The sequence below is a fragment of the Pelagicoccus mobilis genome (assembly GCF_016595505.1).
In the GTDB taxonomy this organism is placed as follows: Bacteria; Verrucomicrobiota; Verrucomicrobiia; order Opitutales; family Opitutaceae; genus Pelagicoccus; species Pelagicoccus mobilis.
Genome location: NZ_JAENIL010000003.1, coordinates 140,701 through 160,940, shown reverse-complemented (window position 1 = coordinate 160,940; position 20,240 = coordinate 140,701). Strand labels below are relative to the sequence as shown.

The following is a 20,240-nucleotide window of genomic DNA, read 5'->3' as shown; positions in this document are numbered from 1 at the left end:
CTAAAACCACTTCCCTCACGCAGAGAACGACACATCGAAAAATGGAAATCGACCTCCCAAATCTCGCCCCCGCAGAACGCTACAAGTTCCTCACCTCCGTCGTGGTTCCCCGCCCCATCGCCTGGGTCACCACCATCAGCTCGACCGGAACCGTCAACGCGGCGCCATTCAGCTTTTTCAACGTCTTCGGCTCCAAGCCTCCCCTCGTCGTTCTCAGCATCGGCAACCGCCCCGACACCGGAGAACCCAAGGACACCGTCCTAAACATTAAGAGCTCCAGCCAATTCGTCATCAACACCGTCTCGCTCGACCAAGCGGAAGTCATGGTAGCCACCTCCACCGCACTCAAACACGAGCAAAGCGAAGTCGACACCTACCAGCTCGAAACCCACCCCTCCACAAAAGTCGCACCTCCTCGCATCAAAGGCGCCGCCATTTCACTCGAGTGCGAACTCCACTCCATGCAAGAGATCGGACAAAACCGACTCATCATCGCCAAAGTAGTACACGCCTTCGTAGACGACCAGTACTTCGACACAGAGAGTGGCGAAGTGGATACAGCCGCCGCCCAGCTAATCGGCCGCCTCCACGGCCCCGCCGGCTACTGCCGCACCGACGCCTATTTCGAAATCGAACGCCCAAGCTAGCCTCTTTTTAAAGGTAGGGTCTGACCGCCGTGGCAGACCGCGCTGCAGGATCAACTCCTTGCCCTCACGCCCTACCATCGACGCTCCTACTTCTTCTTTTTCTTGAAGAGACCTTCTAGCAGCTGACCAGCTGCATCCGCTTCGTCTCCTTCCAGGCCAAACTTCTTCGTCGCTTCATCGAGCAGCTTCTTCTTTCCAGTCGAAACGAGAATTTTCTCCAACGCCTTCGAGTCCAACTTAATCCCCGGGCTATCCAGCGGCCCCTTGATCGCGACCGGCAAGGTCAAGCCATCCAGATCGACAGGATTGCCGCCAATCCGAGCCTTCGTTCCATCAAAGGTCACCTGAGCCACCAGATCGTTCGCAGCAGAGCCGATCGCTCCGCTCAAATCAATGTCGACCGTCCCCCCTGAAATAGGCGGCTCGCCGTCCGACTTGATCTTGGCCGCCAGCGGATCCACCTCCAGGTCCTTGAGAAGCATTTGCAACTCGTTGCTGCCTGTTCCGCTCGCGCCTGCCAAAGAAAGGCGGCTTTCAAACGAACGATCATCCGCAACCAGCGACACGACCGGAGGCGCTCCCGCCAAACTCGGATGCGTGGACAAATCAGCTCCATCCAGATCAAGCGTCGCTCCCTTAAAGTACGGCGTCCGAATCCCCTTCGCCTCGATTTTCCGTATCCACAAAGTGGGACTCCCCTCTGTCAAAAAGTCCGCCTTCACATTCGCATGGCCCAGCGCCCGAATGCGGTTGTTCAACTCTTCCTGCCAACTCAGAGCCTCAGCAGCCTCCTCGCCTCCAGCTGAAATCTGCTCCAGCCAACGCTTCGCTTGAGCAAGCCGCTCCTGCCACTCGCTCGCATTCGTCAGAACACTGTCGAGATCGTCGAAGTCCGGCATTTCCAGCTTCGGGCTAGGCGACGATTGCGGACCAATTTGTTTCCCCGGCGATTCACGAGCATCGCCAGAACTCGCGTCCTCCAAGACCAAACGATCGATCGAAAAACGCTTACGCAGCAAATCCGTCGTATTCACATCCGCCACAATTCGCTTCGAGGCAAAGAGATTCGTATCCAGTTTTTGGGCATCCGCCATTTCCAGGCCAAGCACCTCGAGCCTCCCCTCCTGCAAACTCAGATCCACCGTCTCCAGATCCACCGTCGCGCCATTCGCCGCTTCCAAATTCGACTTCGCCAACGCTGTTATCAACGGAGCGGTCAACTTACTAAAGCCAAGCGCAAGCACCCCAACCACGACAGCGACGATCGCCACCCCCCATATCCGCAACGGGTTTCCCATCCGCACCGAGAGAAGCTCCTCATAAGACTTCTTTCCACGCCCCTTCCCGAGAAACAGAAACTTCAAGATCTTCACCCACAGCTTTTCTTGATACTTCTTGAGCCGCTCCGAATCCTCGGACAAAGCCATCATCTTCTTGCGATAGCTCGTGATCGACCCCTTCAGAAAAAACGCCAAAGCGAAGCCGATCACCAAAGCGAGCAACTGTCCGCCCGCAACCACGTAGTAATCAAGCCCTGAATACGCGGTCACAGGAGCATTGATCAGCGATTTAAACAGCCCCTGAGTCGGCCCTTCCAACAAGAATTGACCAACCGCAAACACCAAAGGCATCGCGACCAAAAGAACCAGCTTCGCCAGCAAGAGCACGACCCCCGCCAAAAACAGATTCGCGTTCAAAACCAGCAGCAGCAAAAGCCAAGCGAGCATCAAAGCCGGCGCATGCGAAAACCCCGGAATGAAACCAAGCAAAGCCCCCAACAAGCAGGCCGCATAAATCTGGAACGGCGTGGTCTTGCCACGAATCAAAGTACCAATCTTCCGAGTGATGATCATAGAGAGCAGGATTAAGGGTTAGGGCAAAATCAAAGAGCCCGGATACGGATCCAACCCAAACGCCTAGCGTCATCTAAGTCAAAGCCCCAAAGCCATTTCGCCAAAACATCATACAATCCGCCATCTCTCCGGGAACATCACTCAAACTCGCCGATCTCCTAAACCTCCGCCCCTCTTCCCCGATTGTTAGAAAGATGAGATACGCCCTCCGCCTCCTCCTAGCAGCCAGCCTCGCCACCGCTATAACCGGCTGCGCCGTCACAGTTCCAGTAAAGGTCGCCACCAAAACCACCAAAGCCGGCGTCAAGGTTACGAAAACCACCGTCAAGACCGCCGCATCCGCCCTGCCCTCCGGCGAATCCAAAGAGGACAAAAACTAAGAAGCCTCACGGGAGTGGCACAATAAGGATTGCGTAAATCTACCGATCCCCTTCACTACTTCATACTTAATGAAGCGACCGTTCCTTCCCGCCCTCCTGAAAGTCCTTTCCGTCTTCATCGCATTAAGCCGCAGTCTATCAGCGCAGGACTTCGGATTCGATATACTTGGTCTGCAAGACGAGGACTTCTTCCGTCCACCCAATGTTGCAAACGTTCATCTGTCACCTGACGGAAACAGGCTCGTCTACACCGAGCCAACATACGACAGCGAACGTATTCATATACTGGATAGAGTAGACGATAGTGATGAGGTCGTCCACGAAATCGACAACGAGAGCGGCCCAATAAGCTACTTGGCATGGCTCGACGATGACACGCTACTCTACCAAAGCCAATTCGGCGATCTGCACACTAAAAACATAGAAACGGATTACACGGAATTGGTTTTCGGTGCGGATCGAACTCTTTTCTATGGCTACGCCCTGTTTCGCTCAAACGCCACTCTTCCTCGTGTCATCTCTACACTCCCTCAGGACCAGAAACACATCCTGATCTCAGCTTACGACAACAAGGGCCGCCGCCGCGTCTACAAACTTCCCCTCTCCAAATGGGATCTCAGCGACATGCCGGATCCACTATTCAAGAGCTCCAAGGGGTTTGATATCTGGCATGCCGACACAAACGGCGAGGTCAGGCTCGCAATGAAACTGAGCCAACGTGGCACCACGCTCTATCACAGGGCCGGCAACTCGAAGAAATGGGAGCAGATGAGCTCCCTTTTCAGCTCTTCCGCAAACAGCCTCACCTTAGATATTAACAAACATAACATTACACAAAAACGGGACTACCTGATCGGTTTCGCACCAGATCCGGAGCTTATCTATTTCGCCTCAAACAAAGAAACTGACACGGCCGCACTCTACCTCTTCGACATAAAAAAAGGGGAACTGGTACGCCGAATCGCTCACCATCCTCAGTACGACCTCATAGATCCTACCACGGGTATGGCCAGCGTGGTTACCAACCCCGAAGACGACTCCTGGCTCGGCATCCACTTCGAAGCTGACCAACCGAGGACCATCTGGCTAGAAAAGAGTTACCAATCGATGCAGCAGGAAATCGACGACCTTCTGCCCGACTCTAGCAATCTCGTAATTGAGTTTAGCCAAGATGAGTCTATCGCCGTCGTACAAGCTCTCAGCAGCGATCGACCGCCACGCTACCTCCTCTTCGAACGCGAAACCAAGGAACTGAAGAGCATCGGAAAGCAGAATCACCCGCTGCTCCAGACACCGGGCGTACCGACTCAAAGCATCGAGTTTCAAGGGCAAGACGGACACTCCATCCACGGTTACTTTACCCCCGCCAAAGACTTCAATCCCGAAAACCCAGCGCCACTTGTATTCATAATTCACGGCGGGCCGTGGGCTCGGGACACATTCACCTACGAACCTTTCTCCCAATGCCTAGCAAACAACGGCTTCTCCAGCCTGCGCTTCAATTTTCGCGGATCGACAGGCTACGGTTTCAACTACATGGTCGCCGCTGAGCAAAACTACGGTTGGGCCGTGCAAGACGACATCCGCGATGCTCTGCAGTGGGTCATCGCCCAAAACCTCGCAACCGAGGATAAGGTCGCGATCATGGGATTCAGCTACGGCGGGTATGCTTCCGCTCTCGCGGCCGCTCACCAGCCCACGGCGTTTCAGTGTGCCGTGCCGATGTCCGGCATCTACGACATCTTGTATGAAACCAAACAGATAAAGAAAGAGACTTCCCGCGGAGTAGGCTACCAGCACTGGAAGCAAATGGTCGGATCCGAGTGGAAAAACCGCGAAAGGCTCGCCGAAATATCCCCCATCAATCTGGTTGAGCAAATAGAGATCCCAATCCTCCTCGCCCATGGCACCCTCGATCCAGTTGCCGGCATTGAACACGCCCAAAACTTTGCCAAAGCCCTCGAGAAAGCCGGCAAGGAATACGAGTTCATCGAACTCGAAGAAGAAGGGCACTCCCTCGATCTCCCCAAAAACCAAGCCTACCTGTTTGGAAAGATAAACGACTTCCTCTCGGAACATCTCAATTAAATGAAGCTCCCATCCCTCGCCCATAGCCTCGCCATAGCAGCCCTCTTAGCCAGCTGCTCAGAACCGCCACCTCAGGATCCACTGCTCGACGCAGCCAAGAAAGGAGATCCCGTTTCCCAATTCGAACTCTACGAAAGAGAGTTCGCCAACGGAAATAAAGAGGCCGCGCTCAACTGGTTAAAATCGTCACATGATTCCGGATACGCCATTGCTCAAAAGAAATACACGATCCATCAGCTAGCAAACGCTCAGTCCGACAGCGAAAAAGCTCACGCAATCGCAATGCTCCAGGAATTCTCAGAAGGAGGAAACCTCGATTGCACCCTAGCCCTCGCTAAAAGCTACGAGCGAGGCATCGGAACGGTTGCCGATTCAAAGCTCGCTCTAGACTACTACAAAAAGGCGGCAGAATTGGGAGACGGATACGCTCGATACCGCATACTCCTCGACAATTGGCTGGCGAATAAATCCCAGCTTTCAGTCACGCAAACCAAAGGAATCAGCGAAGAAGCACGATCCATTGGAAGCACACAAGATCCAAGAGCCTTCAGTCTCTACGCCCGAATCCTGGATACAGAGGACAAGACAACCCAAGCTGACAAGTTTCACCTAGAAGCCGCGAAGGCCGGCGAGCCCTACTCCATGTACCGAATCGGGGTGGCTTACCACAGATACGTTAGAGATCCCGCATACGGACCTCTAGGGTTCGAGTTTCTGAAAAAAGCAGAGCAAGCCGGCGAACCCAAAGCCCTGCTTCCTCTCGCTAAAGCCCACTACCAAGGCAACGGGACGCCAGTAAACAAAGAAGCCAGCCATCAAATAGCAGTACTCGCTGCATGGCATGGTGAACCCGATGCAATCGACTTCGCATTCAAATCTTACCTTTCAAAGGGTGAATGGTCGATCGAAGACAAAATCGAAGTACGAGCCATGCACCTCGCTGCCTCAGACAAGCCTATCCTTGTCAGCAAAGCAGTTATCCAACGAATGGGAACCCGTAGCAAACTCTTCGATACATTCGCCGAAAAACGATCCGAAGAGATCAAAACCATGCTCGCGAGCTACCAAACATCCCGACGACAAGGGAAACCCGACCTCATCGAAGCCGAAAACGCCATCACCCGGAACGATCTTTTCGCCAAATACGGAGAAGACAGAGACATCGCTCTCAAAGCGCTGTTCGCCGCCGACAGCAAAGCTGCGTTAAAAATTGCACGCGGTTGCGAAGACGAGAACAGCCCGTACTACGCCCCTAGAGAAAGCACAAGCTGGATTGCTCATGCATCAGCCGCCGGCAACCCCGAAGCCGGACTTATCCTCTACGAACTCTATCTGGAAAATCCGGAAGGCTCGGGTATCTCCAAAGAGCAAGCACTCAATGCCCTCCGTCATGCAGAGGTCGCATCTACGCCCAAAGTGCTAATGTATCTTGCAAACGAATACAAATCTGGCGACTTACTCGAAAATGACAATCTACTAGCCCTAAGGGCCGCAGAGAGAGCCCTTGAAGGAGGGCACGAGGAGGCGAAAGACTTCATAAAGGATCACCTACTCGGCTCTTCCGACTTTCAGATCAACTCAGACCATATTCTAGCAGTCGTGGAGGAAATAGCCGACGAAGGGAACGTTGATTTCCAATTTCTAAGATCGGTCTATAAAATCGGCCTTCACATTACACGCATGCATTCAGCAGGCTCGAATTTTAGCAACGATCGGGCACAAGGAGCAATCCATGGAGTGTGGTTTGACGCGAGGGAAGACTACAAAGAAATCTGGTATGGAAACGATCTAGGCCTTTCACGCGAAAGCGGACTTCCGGAAGAGGTCGAATCGGCCGCGAACGAGATATTTAAACTAGCAGATGAAGGGTACCTGAAAGCTGTAGAAACAGTCGCGATGTGGTACCTGAAAGGAGTATTCACCGAACCCGATTCCGCCAAGGCCCTACACTACCTTTCCGTCTGCGAAAACGAGACTCGAGAGGCAAGGCTCCTGCTAGAATTCGCAAACGACTACTTCACAGCGGAAACGCTACCTCCGGGTGTAGTAGAGGCCGCCCTCCTCTACCGTAAGGCAGCGGAGCTGGGAAACAAAAGTTCAGCAGAGTTATTCCAAGACCTCGAAGGGAGCCCTCCCACCAATGCAGGAGAGGAAGGCGTCTATCCCTTTTCCATCATCGAAACCGCCTACAAAGCCGGAGCACAAAACGATCCGGAAGCAATGTTCTACCTCTCTCTCTACTTCCGAAACGAATGCGACCTCGACTCAGAGTATAAAGATTCCCAATACAAGTATTGGCTCGGCAATGCGGCGAAAAACGACCACCAAGACGCGTTGATTCAGATCAGCAACAACTATTTCTCCGGTACCGACGTCGAAAAGAATCCGCAGAGGGGGCTCCGCTACCTGAAACGTAGCGCTGATCTCGGGAACCCCGACGCGCAATTCCACTACGGGCAAATGCTAGCCCTAGGGGTAGAAATAGAAGCAAACCTGACTGAAGGCATGAGCTATTTGGACCGAGCCTCCAAACAAGGAAACCAAGAAGCCTCCACACTCCTGCAAAACCTAAAAGCCACCAACTCTATAAAATCAGATCAAGAAGCCACCGGAGAAAACGTAATCGCCCAGTTCGTGTCCTCGGCGCTCGGTCACGATACGTTCCCAATCTCTCCCTACGCTCAAAAAGACACAACGCTCTTGCCCATCATAGGCATAAACAAGAAACGCCCCATACTCCAAACAGAAGCAAAACCCGTATTGGGAACCACGAACCAAAAACCAGTACTACTCGCCGGTGACTCATTCTCGGATGCTCATATAACAATCCAAGCCGCCACCTTGATGGCTCCCATTCTTCAAATTGACGGAGCCATGATATTCACCGGCCAAGACCCAAGCCTAACCCTTGAGATCACCTCCGACTCCAATCTAAAAAACGTCTTCGCCTTGCTCCTCCTCAAGCAAGGAACCGAAGCCGCGACCTACTATTGGAAAGGAGTCGGAAAGATAAGCTCCAAGCAAAAGAAACGGGTGCTCTTCAAATACGAAGACCCCTACGTCCGAGCAGATGATATCGCGGTTTACTTCTTCACAGACGAGAACGAGATTCCATCAAACTTACGCTTTCAACCCCAATTCTTTCTACAGGAACGCCTGGTCGATTTTTCTAAAAAGCGAAAAGAATACATCGAGGAAAACAAAGAGAACACCCTGCCACCAAAGTTCTCCGAAGACTTCCAGACTCAAATGGGAGAGATCATCTACCTTCCTCTGGAATGTTACGCGAACTTTACCCTGAACCAATTCGGTTTCGTGAAAGATTTCGTAGTTCCTGAAGGAATACGCGACGACTCCTTAACCCAGCTTTACAACAAGCTTCCCTACCTCACCTTCTTTCCAGCAATCGAAGACGGTAAAGCGCAAGCAGGGGAAACAAGGGAGCTGCTCGACTAGGTGGAAACTTCCGAAATGAAGAGCCATAACCTGTAACGGCCGTTGCCCCCAACGACCATATCGACGGTTCGCCATGTCCCCTTCGAAAGCAGGGAAAACCGGCTACACCCTGTTTGCTAATACGTTTCTGCGAGTGGCACTAATCGAACTGATAAAAGCCCACAATCAAAAAGAAAGCCCTAGTCCTTCAACTAGGGCTGCAAAATAGACTCTCTTCTAGAGCTTACTTTACCGTCACCGTGATCTCCTCCGAAATCACCGGAGGAAGATGCGGGATATGCAAGTGATCCCCAAGGACGAGTTGCAAGCGGTGCTTGCCGGGCTCGAGCGTAAGCGTCACCTCCGTCTGGCCTTTACCAAAGTGCTTCAGACTCGGAGTCATCGGCATCGGCATGCTTTCGCTCGGTAGAGATTCCGCATCGACCAGAAGGTGATGATGTCCAGTATTCGGCAAATCGATACCGGCCGGGGCAACCCCCATCCCCTTCAAGCCAAACAGTACCGTGAAGGTCTTGCCAACCGTTTCACCGTCCTTCGGAGAAATGATATAGACCTCCGCTCCTTCAGGAGAGGGCGAGCGCTTGAGCTCTGCGAACGCTGTCGCGGAAAGCGCGACTGTTAATAACAAGAGAGTTAGTCTTCTTAGTTGGGTCATTAGGCTTGGTGCTTTTTTAGTTAGATAAATCACTGAGGCGTAGCGAAAACCGAATCGTCGATCTCCGGATTAATCTCCAGCGAGTCAAAGCTCAGAGTGATCAGCATGCCAGCATTCGTCATCTCCATCTTAGCTGGATACAAGATCCCGTCTTGCTCGCCATAGGACTTGATATTCATGCTCGCCGGCATCTCGCCCATCGGCCCCATATCGGCGATCGTATCAATGCGCACGAGCAACTTGCTCTCCTTGCTGTAAAAATGGGTTTCCTCTTTGCCCGTATCAGACGAGACGAGCTTGACGACCGTTGCCGATTGACCGTCCACTTCCGCATCCTCAAGAATCTCCCCAGAAGAATACGCCGACTCGAAGTCAAGCATGTCAGCGATCCCCTCGTTTTGCTTCAAAGTCGCAACCTCGCCCTCTGACAGCAAACGGAAGCCCTGCATTGGATCACGCGCCCAACCGGTCTCACCGTCAAACCCCTGCTCAATCCGCCCCATGCCAGGCAATTCCTGAACGTTGTATACCTTGTCTGGATACGCGTGCACAATTTCAGAGGTTCCGTTCATCCCCATGCTCGGGAGCGAAAACGTCCCCTTCAAACGCGTCGACTTGATCGCCGAGATCGCCTCCCGGCCGCCGCTCGCCTCGATGCTCGCCTCAAGCACGCTTGCAACTTCCGTCGGCAACGCAGCCTGAAGAGGATTTGAAAAGGCGGCGGCAACTAAAGCCGCTCCGGCAACGAGCTTACGAACAAAGGGAGATTTCATAACACACTATAGGGTTTGAGTTTGATGGATCCAATCAAGGGCCGCGGACAACACACTGTCCTCTCCTTGCGAAAGATCAACAGGCGAAATTGTAACAATCTCGTCGGGCGTAACACCTCGCCCCTCCAAAGTCACGCCTTGGGGCGTCTTGAAATCGCCCAACGCGATCTGAAGCGAGTCCCCGCTCGGCAGCGAAACGATCACCGACGGCAACGCCGCCCCAGGCGTCCGCTGCCCAAACACACGCACCCGCCCCAGCTCTTGCATCCCGATTGCGAACACCTCGCTCGTCGAAACGCTCGCCTCGTCCACCAGCACCGCAACCTTGCCGAGAAAACGCCCGTTTTGCGGAAAGCCTACCACGTTCATATGACCCTCCCGCAAAGTCGTACGCCCCAGCTCAGCCTGCTCATCCAAAAGCATTCCAGCAATGCCCCCCGCCATCAGCATCACCCCCCCTGGATTCCCCCGCAGATCAATGACAAGCCCATCCGCTTCAGGAGGCAGACTTTGAATAAACTCCCTGATCTGCGGCATCACCGCCGGAAACCAAAAATTGAAACGCACGTAGCCCGCCCCCGACTCCAAGCGCTTCAACTCCAACTCAAGCGGCATGCGACCAATCCGCCCCAACGGCTCCGAAGTCCGCCCCACATAACGCCCAAGCGTCAAGTCGAGCGTGCGACGCCTGCCATCGCTCCCCTTCACCACCAAGGACAACTCATCTCCCACTCCGCCTCGAAAGTGCGACAACACCGTAGCAAGCACGCTATATCTAAGCGTATGCTTCGGCAGCCCGCTTTTCCGAGCCGACCGCTTAAACTGCTTCACCGTGCGCCCATCAACCGAAAGCAAAGTATCCCCCGAGCGAATCCCTGCCTCGTAGCCCGCTCCCTCCCTATCCACGCGATAAAAGACAAGAGCTTCCTTCCGATAGCAAAGATCCACGCCCGCCCAGCCCCCGGTCCACGGCACCAGTGCGTATTCCTCAGATCCCCCTGCGGAGAGCAACGCCAGATGAGACTCGCCCAACTCGTACAACATCGAGCTGATCAGTCGCCGCACCTCATCCATATCCGTCGCCTTCTTCACCTTCGCCCGATAGCGCTCACCCACCTCGTCCCAATCTAGACCGCCAAAGTTCGCGTCATAGTAAGTCTTGCCCACTTGCGACCAGGCCGCCTCGAAAGTCTCCACAAACAGCCCCTCCGAATCGCCCCACAAGTGAGAGCCAGCTCCCCAAAGGAAGCCGATGAACAAAATGACGCGGAAGCAGTGCACGATTTTTCGCATTCTAGGGGAAAGACTGATCACCCTGCGAAACGCTTGCAACACAAGCTTTTAAAAGCGCCAAACACAGCCCAAAGCGTCGTAACACTATCTTTTCATTAAAAAACTTCCTTTCCGGCGCATAGCCTGCTTTATCGCATTCAAATCATCGATGAAACGTTCTCAACAACAGCAAACATCCAATCGCGCAGCAGTCCAAGGGCACGCCACCTCGGCCTGCCAGAAATGGACCCAGGCTTGGCCAGCGGAAACCTAACCGGAAAGAACCAAAAGAAACCACCGGAAAGACAACACCGCCCGCCAAGCCGAACGCCAAACGCCGTTCGGCTTTTTTTGGCCCAGAATTTCAAGTCCAACCCAAAACGAAACCAATTTACCAACTCAGGAAGGGAGAAAAACCATGACACACACAACAGCATCCAAGAAGAACATCCCCTCGATCATCGAGACGGAACACCTTCTCCTCAGAACGCCACGCATCGAAGACGCCTTCGCGCTTCTCGATCTCGCCTCTGCGGACGAAGCATTCGCAAATGCCACCGTAGGCCAAAGCTCGGCCACGCTCGATACCGCCTGCACCGCCATCGCCCGCATGCTCGACGAGCAACGCTCCGGCTCCGGCAGCTGGTGGGTCGTCACCGAGAAAAATTCCAACCGCGTCATCGGCCTCACCGGCTTCAACACCCGCGACGCTGGGCGCGGACCGCTCAACGCCCTGGCCACCGACGTGCTCGGACGCGGCTACGCCCGCGAAGTCATCACCGCGCTGATCAACAGCAGCTCCCCGATGCAGAGCCTGCACGACTCCTTCAACCACGCCCCAGAGCGACCCGAAGAGCCCGAGCACACGCCACCCACCCGCTGGTACTGGCACAACAAGCCCAGCCGCCAGCCACGTCCCGGCACCCTACGCTGCGCCTAGCCCAGGATTGAACCAACTTCGCCAAGCAAACGCCCACCCTCGCTGGTGGGCGTTTTTTATCCCAGGAGGGCAACACTCCGTTGTTGCCAAAACTCTCTCCACAACCCCAAACCCTAAATCCCTATCGACAAACTCACTTAAAAACTATTCTCTCCCCGCTCTTCGAATTCTACGGACTGACCAATAGCATATGAAACGCGCCCTCATCACCGGAATCACAGGCCAAGACGGCTCCTACCTAGCAGAACTCCTCCTTGAAAAAGGCTACGAAGTCCACGGCGTCATTCGCCGAGCCTCGACCTTCAACACCTCTCGGATCGATCACCTCTACCAAGATCCTCACGTCAACGGAGTGAAACTCTTCCTCCACTACGGAGACCTCGCAGACTCGGTCCAGATGGTGAAGCTCCTCTACGATCTCCAACCCGACGAGATCTACAACCTCGGAGCGCAATCCCACGTACGCGTCTCCTTCGACGTGCCCGAGTACACCGGCGACGTCGTCGGCACCGGTGCAGTCCGCATCCTCGAAGCCATCCGCGAAGCCAATCTCGTCAACAAGGTCAAATACTACCAAGCCTCCTCCTCGGAGATGTATGGCAAGGTACAAGAAGTTCCCCAAACCGAAACCACCCCCTTCTGGCCGCGCTCCCCTTACGCTTGCGCCAAAATGTACGCCCACTGGCTAACCGTAAACTACCGCGAATCCTACGACCTCTTCGCCTGCTCCGGCATCCTCTTCAACCACGAGTCCCCGCGGCGCGGCGAAACCTTCGTCACCCGCAAGATCACCCGGGCCGCCACCCGCATCAAGATGGGGCTGCAAGACAAACTCTACCTCGGCAATCTCGACGCCAAACGCGACTGGGGCTACGCCAAGGAGTACGTCGAGATGATGTGGCTCATGCTCCAACAAGACCAGCCAGAGGACTACGTCATCGCCACCAACGAGACCCACACCGTTAAAGAGTTCGTCCAAGAAACCTTCGCCCACCTCGATCTCGATTGGGAAGAATATGTCGAATACGACAAACGCTACGAGCGCCCCGCGGAAGTAGATCTGCTGATCGGCGACCCCGCCAAAGCCAAGCAAAAGCTAGGCTGGGAGCCCAAGGTCAAGTTCAAGGAACTGGTCAAGATCATGACCGACGCCGACCTCAAGCTCGCCCAAGACGAAGCCAAAATCAAAGCCGCCCTCGCGTAAGGACAAACCGCCCGCTTCGCTCGAGATCGCAGAGATCTGCCGAGGAATTGAAAGTCTACAGAGCACAAGCCCAAAGCACACCAAGGCAAAGCACCTAGACCAACTTCAACCCTTCCCAAATAACAACATCTCTCAGTGAACTCTGCGTTCTCAGCGGTTAGAAAACAATGACTCCCGCATCCAAAATCTACGTCGCCGGATCCGGCGGCATGGTCGGCTCCGCCGTCCTCCGCCGCCTTCACGCCCTCGGCTTCACCAACACTGTAACTCGCTCCTCGAGCGAACTCGACCTCACCCGCCAAGCCGACGTCGAAGCCTTTTTCCAAACCGAAAAGCCAGACGCCGTCGTCATGGCCGCCGCCAAAGTCGGCGGTATCCACGCCAACAATACCTACCCTGCCGACTTTGGCTACCAAAACCTAGCCATCGCCAGCAATACGATCCACGCCGCCTACCAATCCGGCGTATCCAGATTCCTCTTCCTCGGCTCCTCCTGCATCTACCCCAAACTCGCTCCCCAGCCCCTACGCGAAGATTGCCTGCTCACCTCCGAGCTCGAGCCCACCAACGAAGCCTACGCCATCGCCAAGATCGCCGGCCTCAAACTCTGCGAGTACTACCGCCAACAATACGGCGTTACCTACCACTCGCTCATGCCCACCAATCTCTACGGGCCAGGCGACAACTACCACCCCGACAATTCTCATCTGCTCCCCGCCCTCATTCGCCGCTTCCACGAAGCCAAAGAAGCGAACGCCCCCGAGGTCACCATGTGGGGCACCGGAACTCCCCTGCGAGAGCTCATGCACGCCGACGACCTAGCCGACGCCGTCGTATTCGCCCTCCAATTACAAGACCCACCCAGCATCCTCAATGCCGGCACCGGCGTCGAACACAGCATCCGCCAAATCGCCGAACTCGTGGCAGAGACTGTCGGCTACAAAGGCAAGATCGTAAACGACCTCAGCAAACCCGACGGCACCCCCCGCAAGCTCATGGACGTCTCTCGCCTCTCAGAAGCCGGCTGGACCTCCAAGATCCCCCTCGAAGAAGGAATCAAGCTCACCTACCCCCTTTTCCTAGAAGAGCTCAATAAAGGCACCCTCCGCGCCAAATGACCACCGGAGGGCAACGTGTCTGTTGTTCGCTTACGCTGTCAGCCTCGGGCTTCGGTACGCTCCGCTTGTACCGAGATCTCCGATCGTCACTTGAGTCAGCGAAGCAGACGAAACATGTCGTCACATACGTTCCTCGGTACCGTCGTTGCCGCGAACCACGTTGCCATCACCCCTGCTCTCCAGCAACCATCACCCCAGCAACCAATCAAAACGTTTAGCGGCCATTAGCGTCATTTAGCGGTCAGAAAACAAAACCTCCCGCCGCATCGCGGCACCTACTTGGCCACAGGCCAACCTGACAACCAACCAAACTCCGCGACCTCGGCGATCTTCGCGGTTAAAAAAAGCACAACCCGATCAAAACCTCCGTGATTGTTTCGTCACTCCGTTTCTCAAGTGTCGCACAGTGTGCTCGGCACAGCGGCCTCGGCGGTTAGAACACCACTCTCACCAAACTTTCCGTCGAAACAGCGACACCGACATCGCCCGAGGCTACCCCGACTCTATCACATCAAAAACCGATCGCCTTTAATCGGCCCCCGTTCGGACACATCCTCGGTCATAAACTGCTGCGCCCAGTTCAGAAACAGCATCAATTCGTCCGGCGACAGCGCTTGCTGACTTCCCGCACGCAAAGACCTGAAAGCCTCCCTCCGCTCAATCGAAAGAGCATCCTCCAAGAACTCCTCTTTCTCCCTTTCGCTTAACCTAGCCATTCGATTTCCTCAACTCTCCCAAAAGTTCATACCGATCAAAGAGAGGGAAGAAGTCACCGAGTAATTCCCAGTCGACAACTCGCCCATCTCTCCTCGAAGCACCTTGTCCGTCACCAACTGAAAATCCATAGGCATCAGGAAAGGAAGTCTGACACCACTAACAGTTTCAGCCACCAAAAAAGTTGGAGAGTGCTTTCACCACCGTGTAATCCAAACGGCCAAACATCGCACACCACACCCTAGGCCCCCAAGCAGCACTTCCCAAAAACCTCCCGCCGCATCGCGGCACCTACTTGGCCACAGGCCAACCTGACAACCACCCAAACTCCGCGTTCTTGGCGATTGTTTCGTTGCCCTGCTTCTCAAGTGTCGCACAAAAGCGCTCGGTACCGCGGTTCAGAAAGCACAATCCAAACCGCCCGCTTCGCTCGAGTACGCTAAGAACGCAGAGGCAAGCGATAGTTCGAGCCTAATAAAGAATTAACCACCCGTTCGCGATGCTCACTGGAGGTCACGGAGTTCAGGAGCCTCATGATGAATCCATGTATTACTTCCTCCGTACCTCTGTGATCTCCGTGGTAAAAACCAATCATTGAAAACCTCTCAGAGAAATCCGAAAACATCACCCCGCAGCCAGCCGGTCGTAGCGTCATGTGAAGTCTAGTCGTGAGCAGTTAGAACAACACCTTCATCGCCACATGGGGTACTGATCCAACGCTCCATGCATTCTGAGCTCTCCGTGGTAAGCCCCAACACAATCCGTGAAGGTCTTCGCTGTAGCGAAGGCAAAACCCAACCAAATTTCTATTTGGTCACTTTGCTTCTGTGTCACTCTCTTTATTGGCTCTTATCAGGCCTTCTCGCACACGCTCGTAAAGGCTCAAAAGGCCTCAAAAGCCAAATCAACCTCCGAGAGCTTCACTTGCAATCACACGGCATCTGATTGCCCCTACCGAATCTCCACTATGGTTTCACCATCCATGAAACGGGATACAACCTCATCGAGGTGCGAAGCAAAGATTTCGCGAAGTCTACGGTTTGTGGTATTGCCAGTTTTCAACAGAATAACTTTAGGTGGAGCACCCCGAGCCTCGACAAGATCGACGAAATCAGAGTCTTTCGTGACGAAAATCACGTCAGCTTCCTTCGCTCGCATGAAAATGGTCAAGTCATCGGCATCACGCAGACCGAGACCACGCAAAGACTGCACTTTATAATCGGAAGTCTCGCTCAGCCATGCGGCGATGCCCGGAGAAATGTGGGCATCGATCCAGATTCTCATACCGCGATCACTGCGTGATCCATACGCTTTCTGGCGTAAAGCACAGATGCACGGATGTCAGCTTCCTCTAGATCGGGGAGTTCTTCCAAAATCTCTGAATCGGTGAGACCTTGAGCGAGCAGGTCTAGAACATCAATAACCCTGATGCGCATACCGCGAATGCAAGGTTTGCCTCCACACTTGCCGGGGTCTACAGTTATTCTCACGGTTAAATCATCCATAAGGAAAAAGACTGTCACCACTCTGCATCAACTCAATCTTTTTGCCCAGCACAACCCCACACCCTCGCCTAACTCAGATCGCGAATCCCTCAAAATTGATCTAAATACAAAGCCCTGCTCTCCAGCAACCAATCAAAACATTTAGCGACCATTAGCGTAATTTAGCGGTCAAGAAAAACAAAACCTCCCGCCGCATCGCGTGCACCTACTTGGCCACAGGCCAACCTGACAACCACCCAAACTCCGCGTTCTTAGCAGCCTCCTTGTCTCGGCGTAGCCAGAGGCGAAGACGGACGCGATTCAGAAAGCAAAACACAACCCGACTCGCTTCGCTCAATCCTCAATCAGTAATCAGTAATCAGTAATCCAACCATCAAAAACTTCGCGAACTCAGCGTACTTCGCGGTTAAAAAAGCACAACCCGATCAAAATCTCCTACCGCCAATCGATCTTTCCATGGACCTCGTCCATGTACCACTTGACCATTCGCTCCAAGCCACCCCGCAGCGAAGTCTTTGGCTCCCAGCCTAGCTTCTTGCGAATCTTCCCAATATTGGCGTGGGTCGCCGCCTGATCGCCCGGACGTGGCGGCAGCAGATTGATTTTCGCCTTACGCCCCATGATCTCCTGGACCGTTTCGATCGCTTCTCCAGTGGTGAAGCAACGATCCGTCCCCACGTTAAAGATCTCCCCTTCCGCCTTCTCCCAATTATTCAGAACACAGGAGATCGCTTCACAAATATCCCCCACATACGTAAACGACCGCTGGTGATCCCAACTCCCCTCAAAAAGCGGAAACTCCTCTTCATTCGCAATCGCCCGAATCAAACGAGGAAACAGCTTATCCGGCCGCTCCCTCTCCCCATACACCGAAAACAAACGCAGAGAACAGGCCGAAAAGCCACCTTCCCCATCTTCCGTTTTCGATTTTACATTTTTCATCTGCCTCCCCTGGCGTACCGCCCCCATCACCTCCAGCTCCGCCGCCAACTTCGTCTCTCCGTACCAGGACGCTGGTTTAGGCTCTCCAATCTCCGAGTCGGTAGCCCGCAAGCCATAAACCGATGACGACGAAACATTAACGAACCGCTTCACCCCAGCCTTGCGAACCGCCTCCAGCAAACAATGCGTCGCCACTACATTGTTGCGGTTATAGTCCTCCCAAGGCGTTGTGGCGGAGATTCCCGGCTGAGCAGCAAAATGCACCACCGCATCCACATTCTCAAGGTAGGGCGGCATCGCCGAGGCCGCCGCTTCTGTCAGATCCCCCTCAAAGATTTTCACTCCCGCTAGCTCCAACCGACGAGCCGTTTCACGCTTCAACGCAGGGTCATAATAGTCCGTAAACCCATCCAAACCTGAGGCTTCAGCTCCCTCCTCCTTCAATCGCAAAGCGAGGTTGGACCCGATATACCCCGCAACTCCTGTAATCAAAACTCGCACCGACACAGCCATTTACGAATCCACCCTTAGTTCAACCCCAAAGACAGAACCGTCTCGCTCCGCTCGGATCACGAAATGCTGATTCCTGATTGCTGATTGCTGATTGCTGATTGCTGATTGCTGATTGCTGATTGCTGATTGCTGATTGCTGATTGCTGATTGCTGATTGCTGATCAAATCCGCGGAGGTCGGAGAAATGAGTGCAACTACAAAACCTCCTAAACTCCGATCTACCAGTGAGCCCCGCGAACGAGTGGTTAAACCAACTCAACCCGATCAATCTTAGCGAACTTGGCGTGCTTCGCGGTTAAGAAAACAATCAACACCTTTACCGAAACCTAGAACCCGACAGCAGCACCCAGACAATTCCAAACCATAGGCCTTCGCACTCAGACATAGATATGCCATAATCATAAACATGCGCACAACCGTAGACATACCAGAGCAACTCTACCGGCAAGCCATAGCCAAGGCCGCCCTACGAGGAGAATCGTTCCGCGAATACCTAGCAAACGCTCTTAGACGAGATTTGGAGACGGCCGAATCTTCGAAACCCGTTCGCTTGCGAGGCCCTCTCTTCTCAACCCCGGAACCGATCGCGGTAAGCCCAGACCAACAAAGCGACCTATTGGAGGAAGAAGACCGTGCCCTACTTGGCTGACGTCAACATCTGGCTCGCCCTCGCTTTCGAGAAACACCCACACTGCTGAAGCGCCTGGGAGTGGCTCAACAAACAAGACACCAAAGCCTGCTGCATGTGCCGGATGACCCAACAAGGGTTTCTCCGCCTATCGACCAATCCCAAAGCGATGAACATCCCACTCACACATGCTCAAGCTTGGAAAGCCTGCGAACGCTTCCTGACTGAAGATCGAATAGAATACGCCGAAGAGCCACCCGAAATAGCGAGCCAGTGGAAGGCCTACCCCAAAAACGCAAAATTCTCGCCCAAGATATGGAACGACGCCTACTTAGCTGCCTTCGCCAAAAAATCAGCGATGACAATGCTCACCTTCGACAAAGGGTTTACAGCCTACAAAGGACTCGAAGCACACATCCTAAGCTAAGCATCATTCGTCGCACCAGCCCCGCTGCAACGACTAGTAGTGATTCGCATATACGGAAGCACCTCAAAGGTAGGGCGGGACCGCCGCGTCACGCCTAAACGCAAGATCCCACAACCACCCCCATTATCTCTCTTTCCTTCCCCTCCATAAGGTGGGGCAGGCGCTCCGCGCGTGTCCACTCCCCCAACAACCAATCAAAAAAACAAAATCCTCCCCGCCAACGGCGGATCCTCCCCGAGCTAAACTCGGATCCAGTGAGCCCCGCGAACGAGTGGTTAAACCAACACAATCCGATCAACCTTAGCGAACTTCGTGGTTAAGAAAACAATCCAAACATTTAGCGACCATTAGCGTCATTTAGCGGTTAAAAAACGCATCGCTCCCCTCGTATCGCAAATCCCTGATCCCGGATTACCGATCAGAAATCGACCCTTTCGCACACGTGTTCATTTTTTCTTGAACTCCTTGAACCGAACTTCAGTAGTTCCCGCAATCACCTTGCAAACAAACTCCCTAACTCGGATTCAACACACCGCACCACTTCGTGCCTATTCGTGACCTTCGTGGGTAAAACAAACACAAACCAGCTCACCGACATCGAACGCGAGCTTATCGCTTTCTTCGTCAGTGCCGCCCAAGCCTTCGGCCTCCCAAAGTCTTATGGAGAGATCTACGGCCTCTTCTTCGCTAGCGAAACTCCGCTCGCACTCGATCACGTCGTCGAGAAGCTCCAGATCAGCAAAGGCTCCGCCAGCCAAGGCATCCGCTTCCTCAAAAGTATCAACGCCCTCAACCCCGCCTATATCGCGGGCGACCGTCGCGATCACCACATTGCCGAAAACAGCCTCCGACTCATTGCCGACGGCTTCATCAGCCAACGTATTCGCCCAGAACTCAAAGATGGGGCTGAACGCCTCAAAGAAATCGCCCGACAAAGCAAAAACACCTCTAGCCCAATCGTGCACGAGCGAATCGACACCATCACATCATGGATCAATAAAGCCGAGCTCCTTTTCCCAATCGTATCCAAATTTCTGTCAACTCAAGAAGAGCGTGTATCCCCAAAGCGTAGCCTCCCAATTCATCACAAAGATATTATTTAACTAAATAACATCAAGCTCACAC

General features: G+C 53.9%; 18 protein-coding genes and 1 pseudogene. 10 read left to right on the top strand and 9 right to left on the bottom strand.

Annotated elements, in window-relative coordinates:
* Positions 1 to 41: 41 nt before the first annotated feature.
* Positions 42 to 647: a flavin reductase family protein gene (locus tag JIN87_RS02405; protein WP_200353917.1), complete on the top strand. Its 606-nt coding sequence runs from the start codon at positions 42 to 44 to the stop codon at positions 645 to 647.
* 86 nt (positions 648 to 733) lie between these two features.
* Here the strand turns inward: JIN87_RS02405 and JIN87_RS02400 are convergent, their stop codons facing one another.
* Positions 734 to 2,500 carry a hypothetical protein gene (locus JIN87_RS02400; protein ID WP_200353916.1) on the bottom strand — a complete coding sequence of 589 codons (1,767 nt, stop codon included), beginning with the start codon at positions 2,498 to 2,500 and terminating at the stop codon, positions 734 to 736.
* A 194-nt stretch (positions 2,501 to 2,694) separates the two neighbouring features.
* Between JIN87_RS02400 and JIN87_RS02395 the strand changes: the two genes are divergently transcribed.
* The 3 genes from JIN87_RS02395 (at position 2,695) to JIN87_RS02385 (ending at position 8,424) form a co-directional block, all read left to right on the top strand.
* A complete protein-coding gene (locus JIN87_RS02395; RefSeq protein WP_200353915.1) occupies positions 2,695 to 2,880 on the top strand; it encodes a hypothetical protein in 186 nt (61 codons plus the stop codon).
* A 69-nt stretch (positions 2,881 to 2,949) separates the two neighbouring features.
* A complete protein-coding gene (locus tag JIN87_RS02390) occupies positions 2,950 to 4,968 on the top strand; it encodes an alpha/beta hydrolase family protein (protein ID WP_200353914.1) in 2,019 nt (672 codons plus the stop codon).
* Positions 4,969 to 8,424, top strand: a complete 3,456-nt coding sequence (locus JIN87_RS02385) for a tetratricopeptide repeat protein (RefSeq protein ID WP_200353913.1) — start codon at positions 4,969 to 4,971, stop codon at positions 8,422 to 8,424.
* 223 nt (positions 8,425 to 8,647) lie between these two features.
* Here the strand turns inward: JIN87_RS02385 and JIN87_RS02380 are convergent, their stop codons facing one another.
* From JIN87_RS02380 to JIN87_RS02370, 3 genes are read right to left on the bottom strand one after another with little or no spacing between them, the layout of a single operon-like run.
* Entirely contained in the window at positions 8,648 to 9,079 is a 432-nt protein-coding gene (locus JIN87_RS02380; RefSeq protein ID WP_200353912.1) for a DUF4399 domain-containing protein, read from the bottom strand.
* Between the two features lie 29 nt (positions 9,080 to 9,108).
* Complete coding sequence (locus tag JIN87_RS02375) at positions 9,109 to 9,852, bottom strand: LolA-like protein (protein WP_200353911.1); 744 nt, start codon at positions 9,850 to 9,852, stop codon at positions 9,109 to 9,111.
* A gap of 6 nt (positions 9,853 to 9,858) precedes the next feature.
* Positions 9,859 to 11,145 carry a S41 family peptidase gene (locus tag JIN87_RS02370; RefSeq protein WP_200353910.1) on the bottom strand — a complete coding sequence of 429 codons (1,287 nt, stop codon included), beginning with the start codon at positions 11,143 to 11,145 and terminating at the stop codon, positions 9,859 to 9,861.
* Positions 11,146 to 11,542: 397 nt separating this feature from the next.
* On the opposite strand from JIN87_RS02370, the gene JIN87_RS02365 reads away from it, so the two are divergent.
* The 3 genes from JIN87_RS02365 (at position 11,543) to JIN87_RS02355 (ending at position 14,386) form a co-directional block, all read left to right on the top strand.
* Entirely contained in the window at positions 11,543 to 12,064 is a 522-nt protein-coding gene (locus tag JIN87_RS02365) for a GNAT family N-acetyltransferase (RefSeq protein ID WP_200353909.1), read from the top strand.
* Between the two features lie 190 nt (positions 12,065 to 12,254).
* Positions 12,255 to 13,268 (top strand): GDP-mannose 4,6-dehydratase, encoded by a 1,014-nt coding sequence (gene gmd / locus JIN87_RS02360; RefSeq protein WP_200353908.1) that lies wholly within the window; start codon positions 12,255 to 12,257, stop codon positions 13,266 to 13,268.
* 167 nt (positions 13,269 to 13,435) lie between these two features.
* Positions 13,436 to 14,386: a GDP-L-fucose synthase family protein gene (locus JIN87_RS02355; protein ID WP_200353907.1), complete on the top strand. Its 951-nt coding sequence runs from the start codon at positions 13,436 to 13,438 to the stop codon at positions 14,384 to 14,386.
* 506 nt (positions 14,387 to 14,892) lie between these two features.
* Here the strand turns inward: JIN87_RS02355 and JIN87_RS02350 are convergent.
* The 5 genes from JIN87_RS02350 to JIN87_RS02335 all read right to left on the bottom strand — a co-directional run bounded on the left by JIN87_RS02350 (position 14,893) and on the right by JIN87_RS02335 (position 18,060).
* Positions 14,893 to 15,102, bottom strand: coding sequence for a hypothetical protein (locus JIN87_RS02350; protein ID WP_200353906.1), 210 nt, complete (start codon positions 15,100 to 15,102; stop codon positions 14,893 to 14,895).
* Between the two features lie 9 nt (positions 15,103 to 15,111).
* Entirely contained in the window at positions 15,112 to 15,237 is a 126-nt protein-coding gene (locus JIN87_RS28525) for a hypothetical protein (protein ID WP_267909326.1), read from the bottom strand.
* 814 nt (positions 15,238 to 16,051) lie between these two features.
* A complete protein-coding gene (locus tag JIN87_RS02345) occupies positions 16,052 to 16,384 on the bottom strand; it encodes a DUF5615 family PIN-like protein (RefSeq protein WP_200353905.1) in 333 nt (110 codons plus the stop codon).
* Positions 16,381 to 16,605: a DUF433 domain-containing protein gene (locus JIN87_RS02340; protein ID WP_200353904.1), complete on the bottom strand. Its 225-nt coding sequence runs from the start codon at positions 16,603 to 16,605 to the stop codon at positions 16,381 to 16,383. The genes JIN87_RS02345 and JIN87_RS02340 overlap by 4 nt, the downstream gene beginning before the upstream one ends.
* A gap of 435 nt (positions 16,606 to 17,040) precedes the next feature.
* A complete protein-coding gene (locus tag JIN87_RS02335; RefSeq protein ID WP_200353903.1) occupies positions 17,041 to 18,060 on the bottom strand; it encodes an NAD-dependent epimerase/dehydratase family protein in 1,020 nt (339 codons plus the stop codon).
* 406 nt (positions 18,061 to 18,466) lie between these two features.
* Here JIN87_RS02335 and JIN87_RS02330 point away from each other — a divergent pair, with 406 nt between their 5' ends.
* From JIN87_RS02330 to JIN87_RS02320, 3 genes and pseudogenes are all read left to right on the top strand, one after another.
* Positions 18,467 to 18,709 carry a hypothetical protein gene (locus tag JIN87_RS02330; protein ID WP_200353902.1) on the top strand — a complete coding sequence of 81 codons (243 nt, stop codon included), beginning with the start codon at positions 18,467 to 18,469 and terminating at the stop codon, positions 18,707 to 18,709.
* Positions 18,710 to 18,776: 67 nt separating this feature from the next.
* A pseudogene (locus JIN87_RS02325) lies at positions 18,777 to 19,115 on the top strand (TA system VapC family ribonuclease toxin); the annotation flags it as partial.
* Positions 19,116 to 19,678: 563 nt separating this feature from the next.
* On the top strand, positions 19,679 to 20,218 hold the full coding sequence (locus tag JIN87_RS02320) for a GbsR/MarR family transcriptional regulator (RefSeq protein ID WP_200353900.1): 540 nt from the start codon (positions 19,679 to 19,681) through the stop codon (positions 20,216 to 20,218).
* The last annotated feature ends 22 nt before the right edge of the window (positions 20,219 to 20,240 follow it).

Excerpts from the sequence above, each read along its gene's own strand:
- JIN87_RS02405 (WP_200353917.1), top strand. The coding sequence starts at position 42 with ATGGAAATCGACCTCCCAAATCTCGCCCCCGCAGAACGCTACAAGTTC.
- JIN87_RS02400 (WP_200353916.1), bottom strand. The coding sequence starts at position 2,500 with ATGATCATCACTCGGAAGATTGGTACTTTGATTCGTGGCAAGACCACG.
- JIN87_RS02395 (WP_200353915.1), top strand. The coding sequence starts at position 2,695 with ATGAGATACGCCCTCCGCCTCCTCCTAGCAGCCAGCCTCGCCACCGCT.
- JIN87_RS02390 (WP_200353914.1), top strand. The coding sequence starts at position 2,950 with ATGAAGCGACCGTTCCTTCCCGCCCTCCTGAAAGTCCTTTCCGTCTTC.
- JIN87_RS02385 (WP_200353913.1), top strand. The coding sequence starts at position 4,969 with ATGAAGCTCCCATCCCTCGCCCATAGCCTCGCCATAGCAGCCCTCTTA.
- JIN87_RS02380 (WP_200353912.1), bottom strand. The coding sequence starts at position 9,079 with ATGACCCAACTAAGAAGACTAACTCTCTTGTTATTAACAGTCGCGCTT.
- JIN87_RS02375 (WP_200353911.1), bottom strand. The coding sequence starts at position 9,852 with ATGAAATCTCCCTTTGTTCGTAAGCTCGTTGCCGGAGCGGCTTTAGTT.
- JIN87_RS02370 (WP_200353910.1), bottom strand. The coding sequence starts at position 11,145 with ATGCGAAAAATCGTGCACTGCTTCCGCGTCATTTTGTTCATCGGCTTC.
- JIN87_RS02365 (WP_200353909.1), top strand. The coding sequence starts at position 11,543 with ATGACACACACAACAGCATCCAAGAAGAACATCCCCTCGATCATCGAG.
- gmd (WP_200353908.1), top strand. The coding sequence starts at position 12,255 with ATGAAACGCGCCCTCATCACCGGAATCACAGGCCAAGACGGCTCCTAC.
- JIN87_RS02355 (WP_200353907.1), top strand. The coding sequence starts at position 13,436 with ATGACTCCCGCATCCAAAATCTACGTCGCCGGATCCGGCGGCATGGTC.
- JIN87_RS02350 (WP_200353906.1), bottom strand. The coding sequence starts at position 15,102 with ATGGCTAGGTTAAGCGAAAGGGAGAAAGAGGAGTTCTTGGAGGATGCT.
- JIN87_RS28525 (WP_267909326.1), bottom strand. The coding sequence starts at position 15,237 with ATGCCTATGGATTTTCAGTTGGTGACGGACAAGGTGCTTCGAGGAGAG.
- JIN87_RS02345 (WP_200353905.1), bottom strand. The coding sequence starts at position 16,384 with ATGAGAATCTGGATCGATGCCCACATTTCTCCGGGCATCGCCGCATGG.
- JIN87_RS02340 (WP_200353904.1), bottom strand. The coding sequence starts at position 16,605 with ATGGATGATTTAACCGTGAGAATAACTGTAGACCCCGGCAAGTGTGGA.
- JIN87_RS02335 (WP_200353903.1), bottom strand. The coding sequence starts at position 18,060 with ATGGCTGTGTCGGTGCGAGTTTTGATTACAGGAGTTGCGGGGTATATC.
- JIN87_RS02330 (WP_200353902.1), top strand. The coding sequence starts at position 18,467 with ATGCGCACAACCGTAGACATACCAGAGCAACTCTACCGGCAAGCCATA.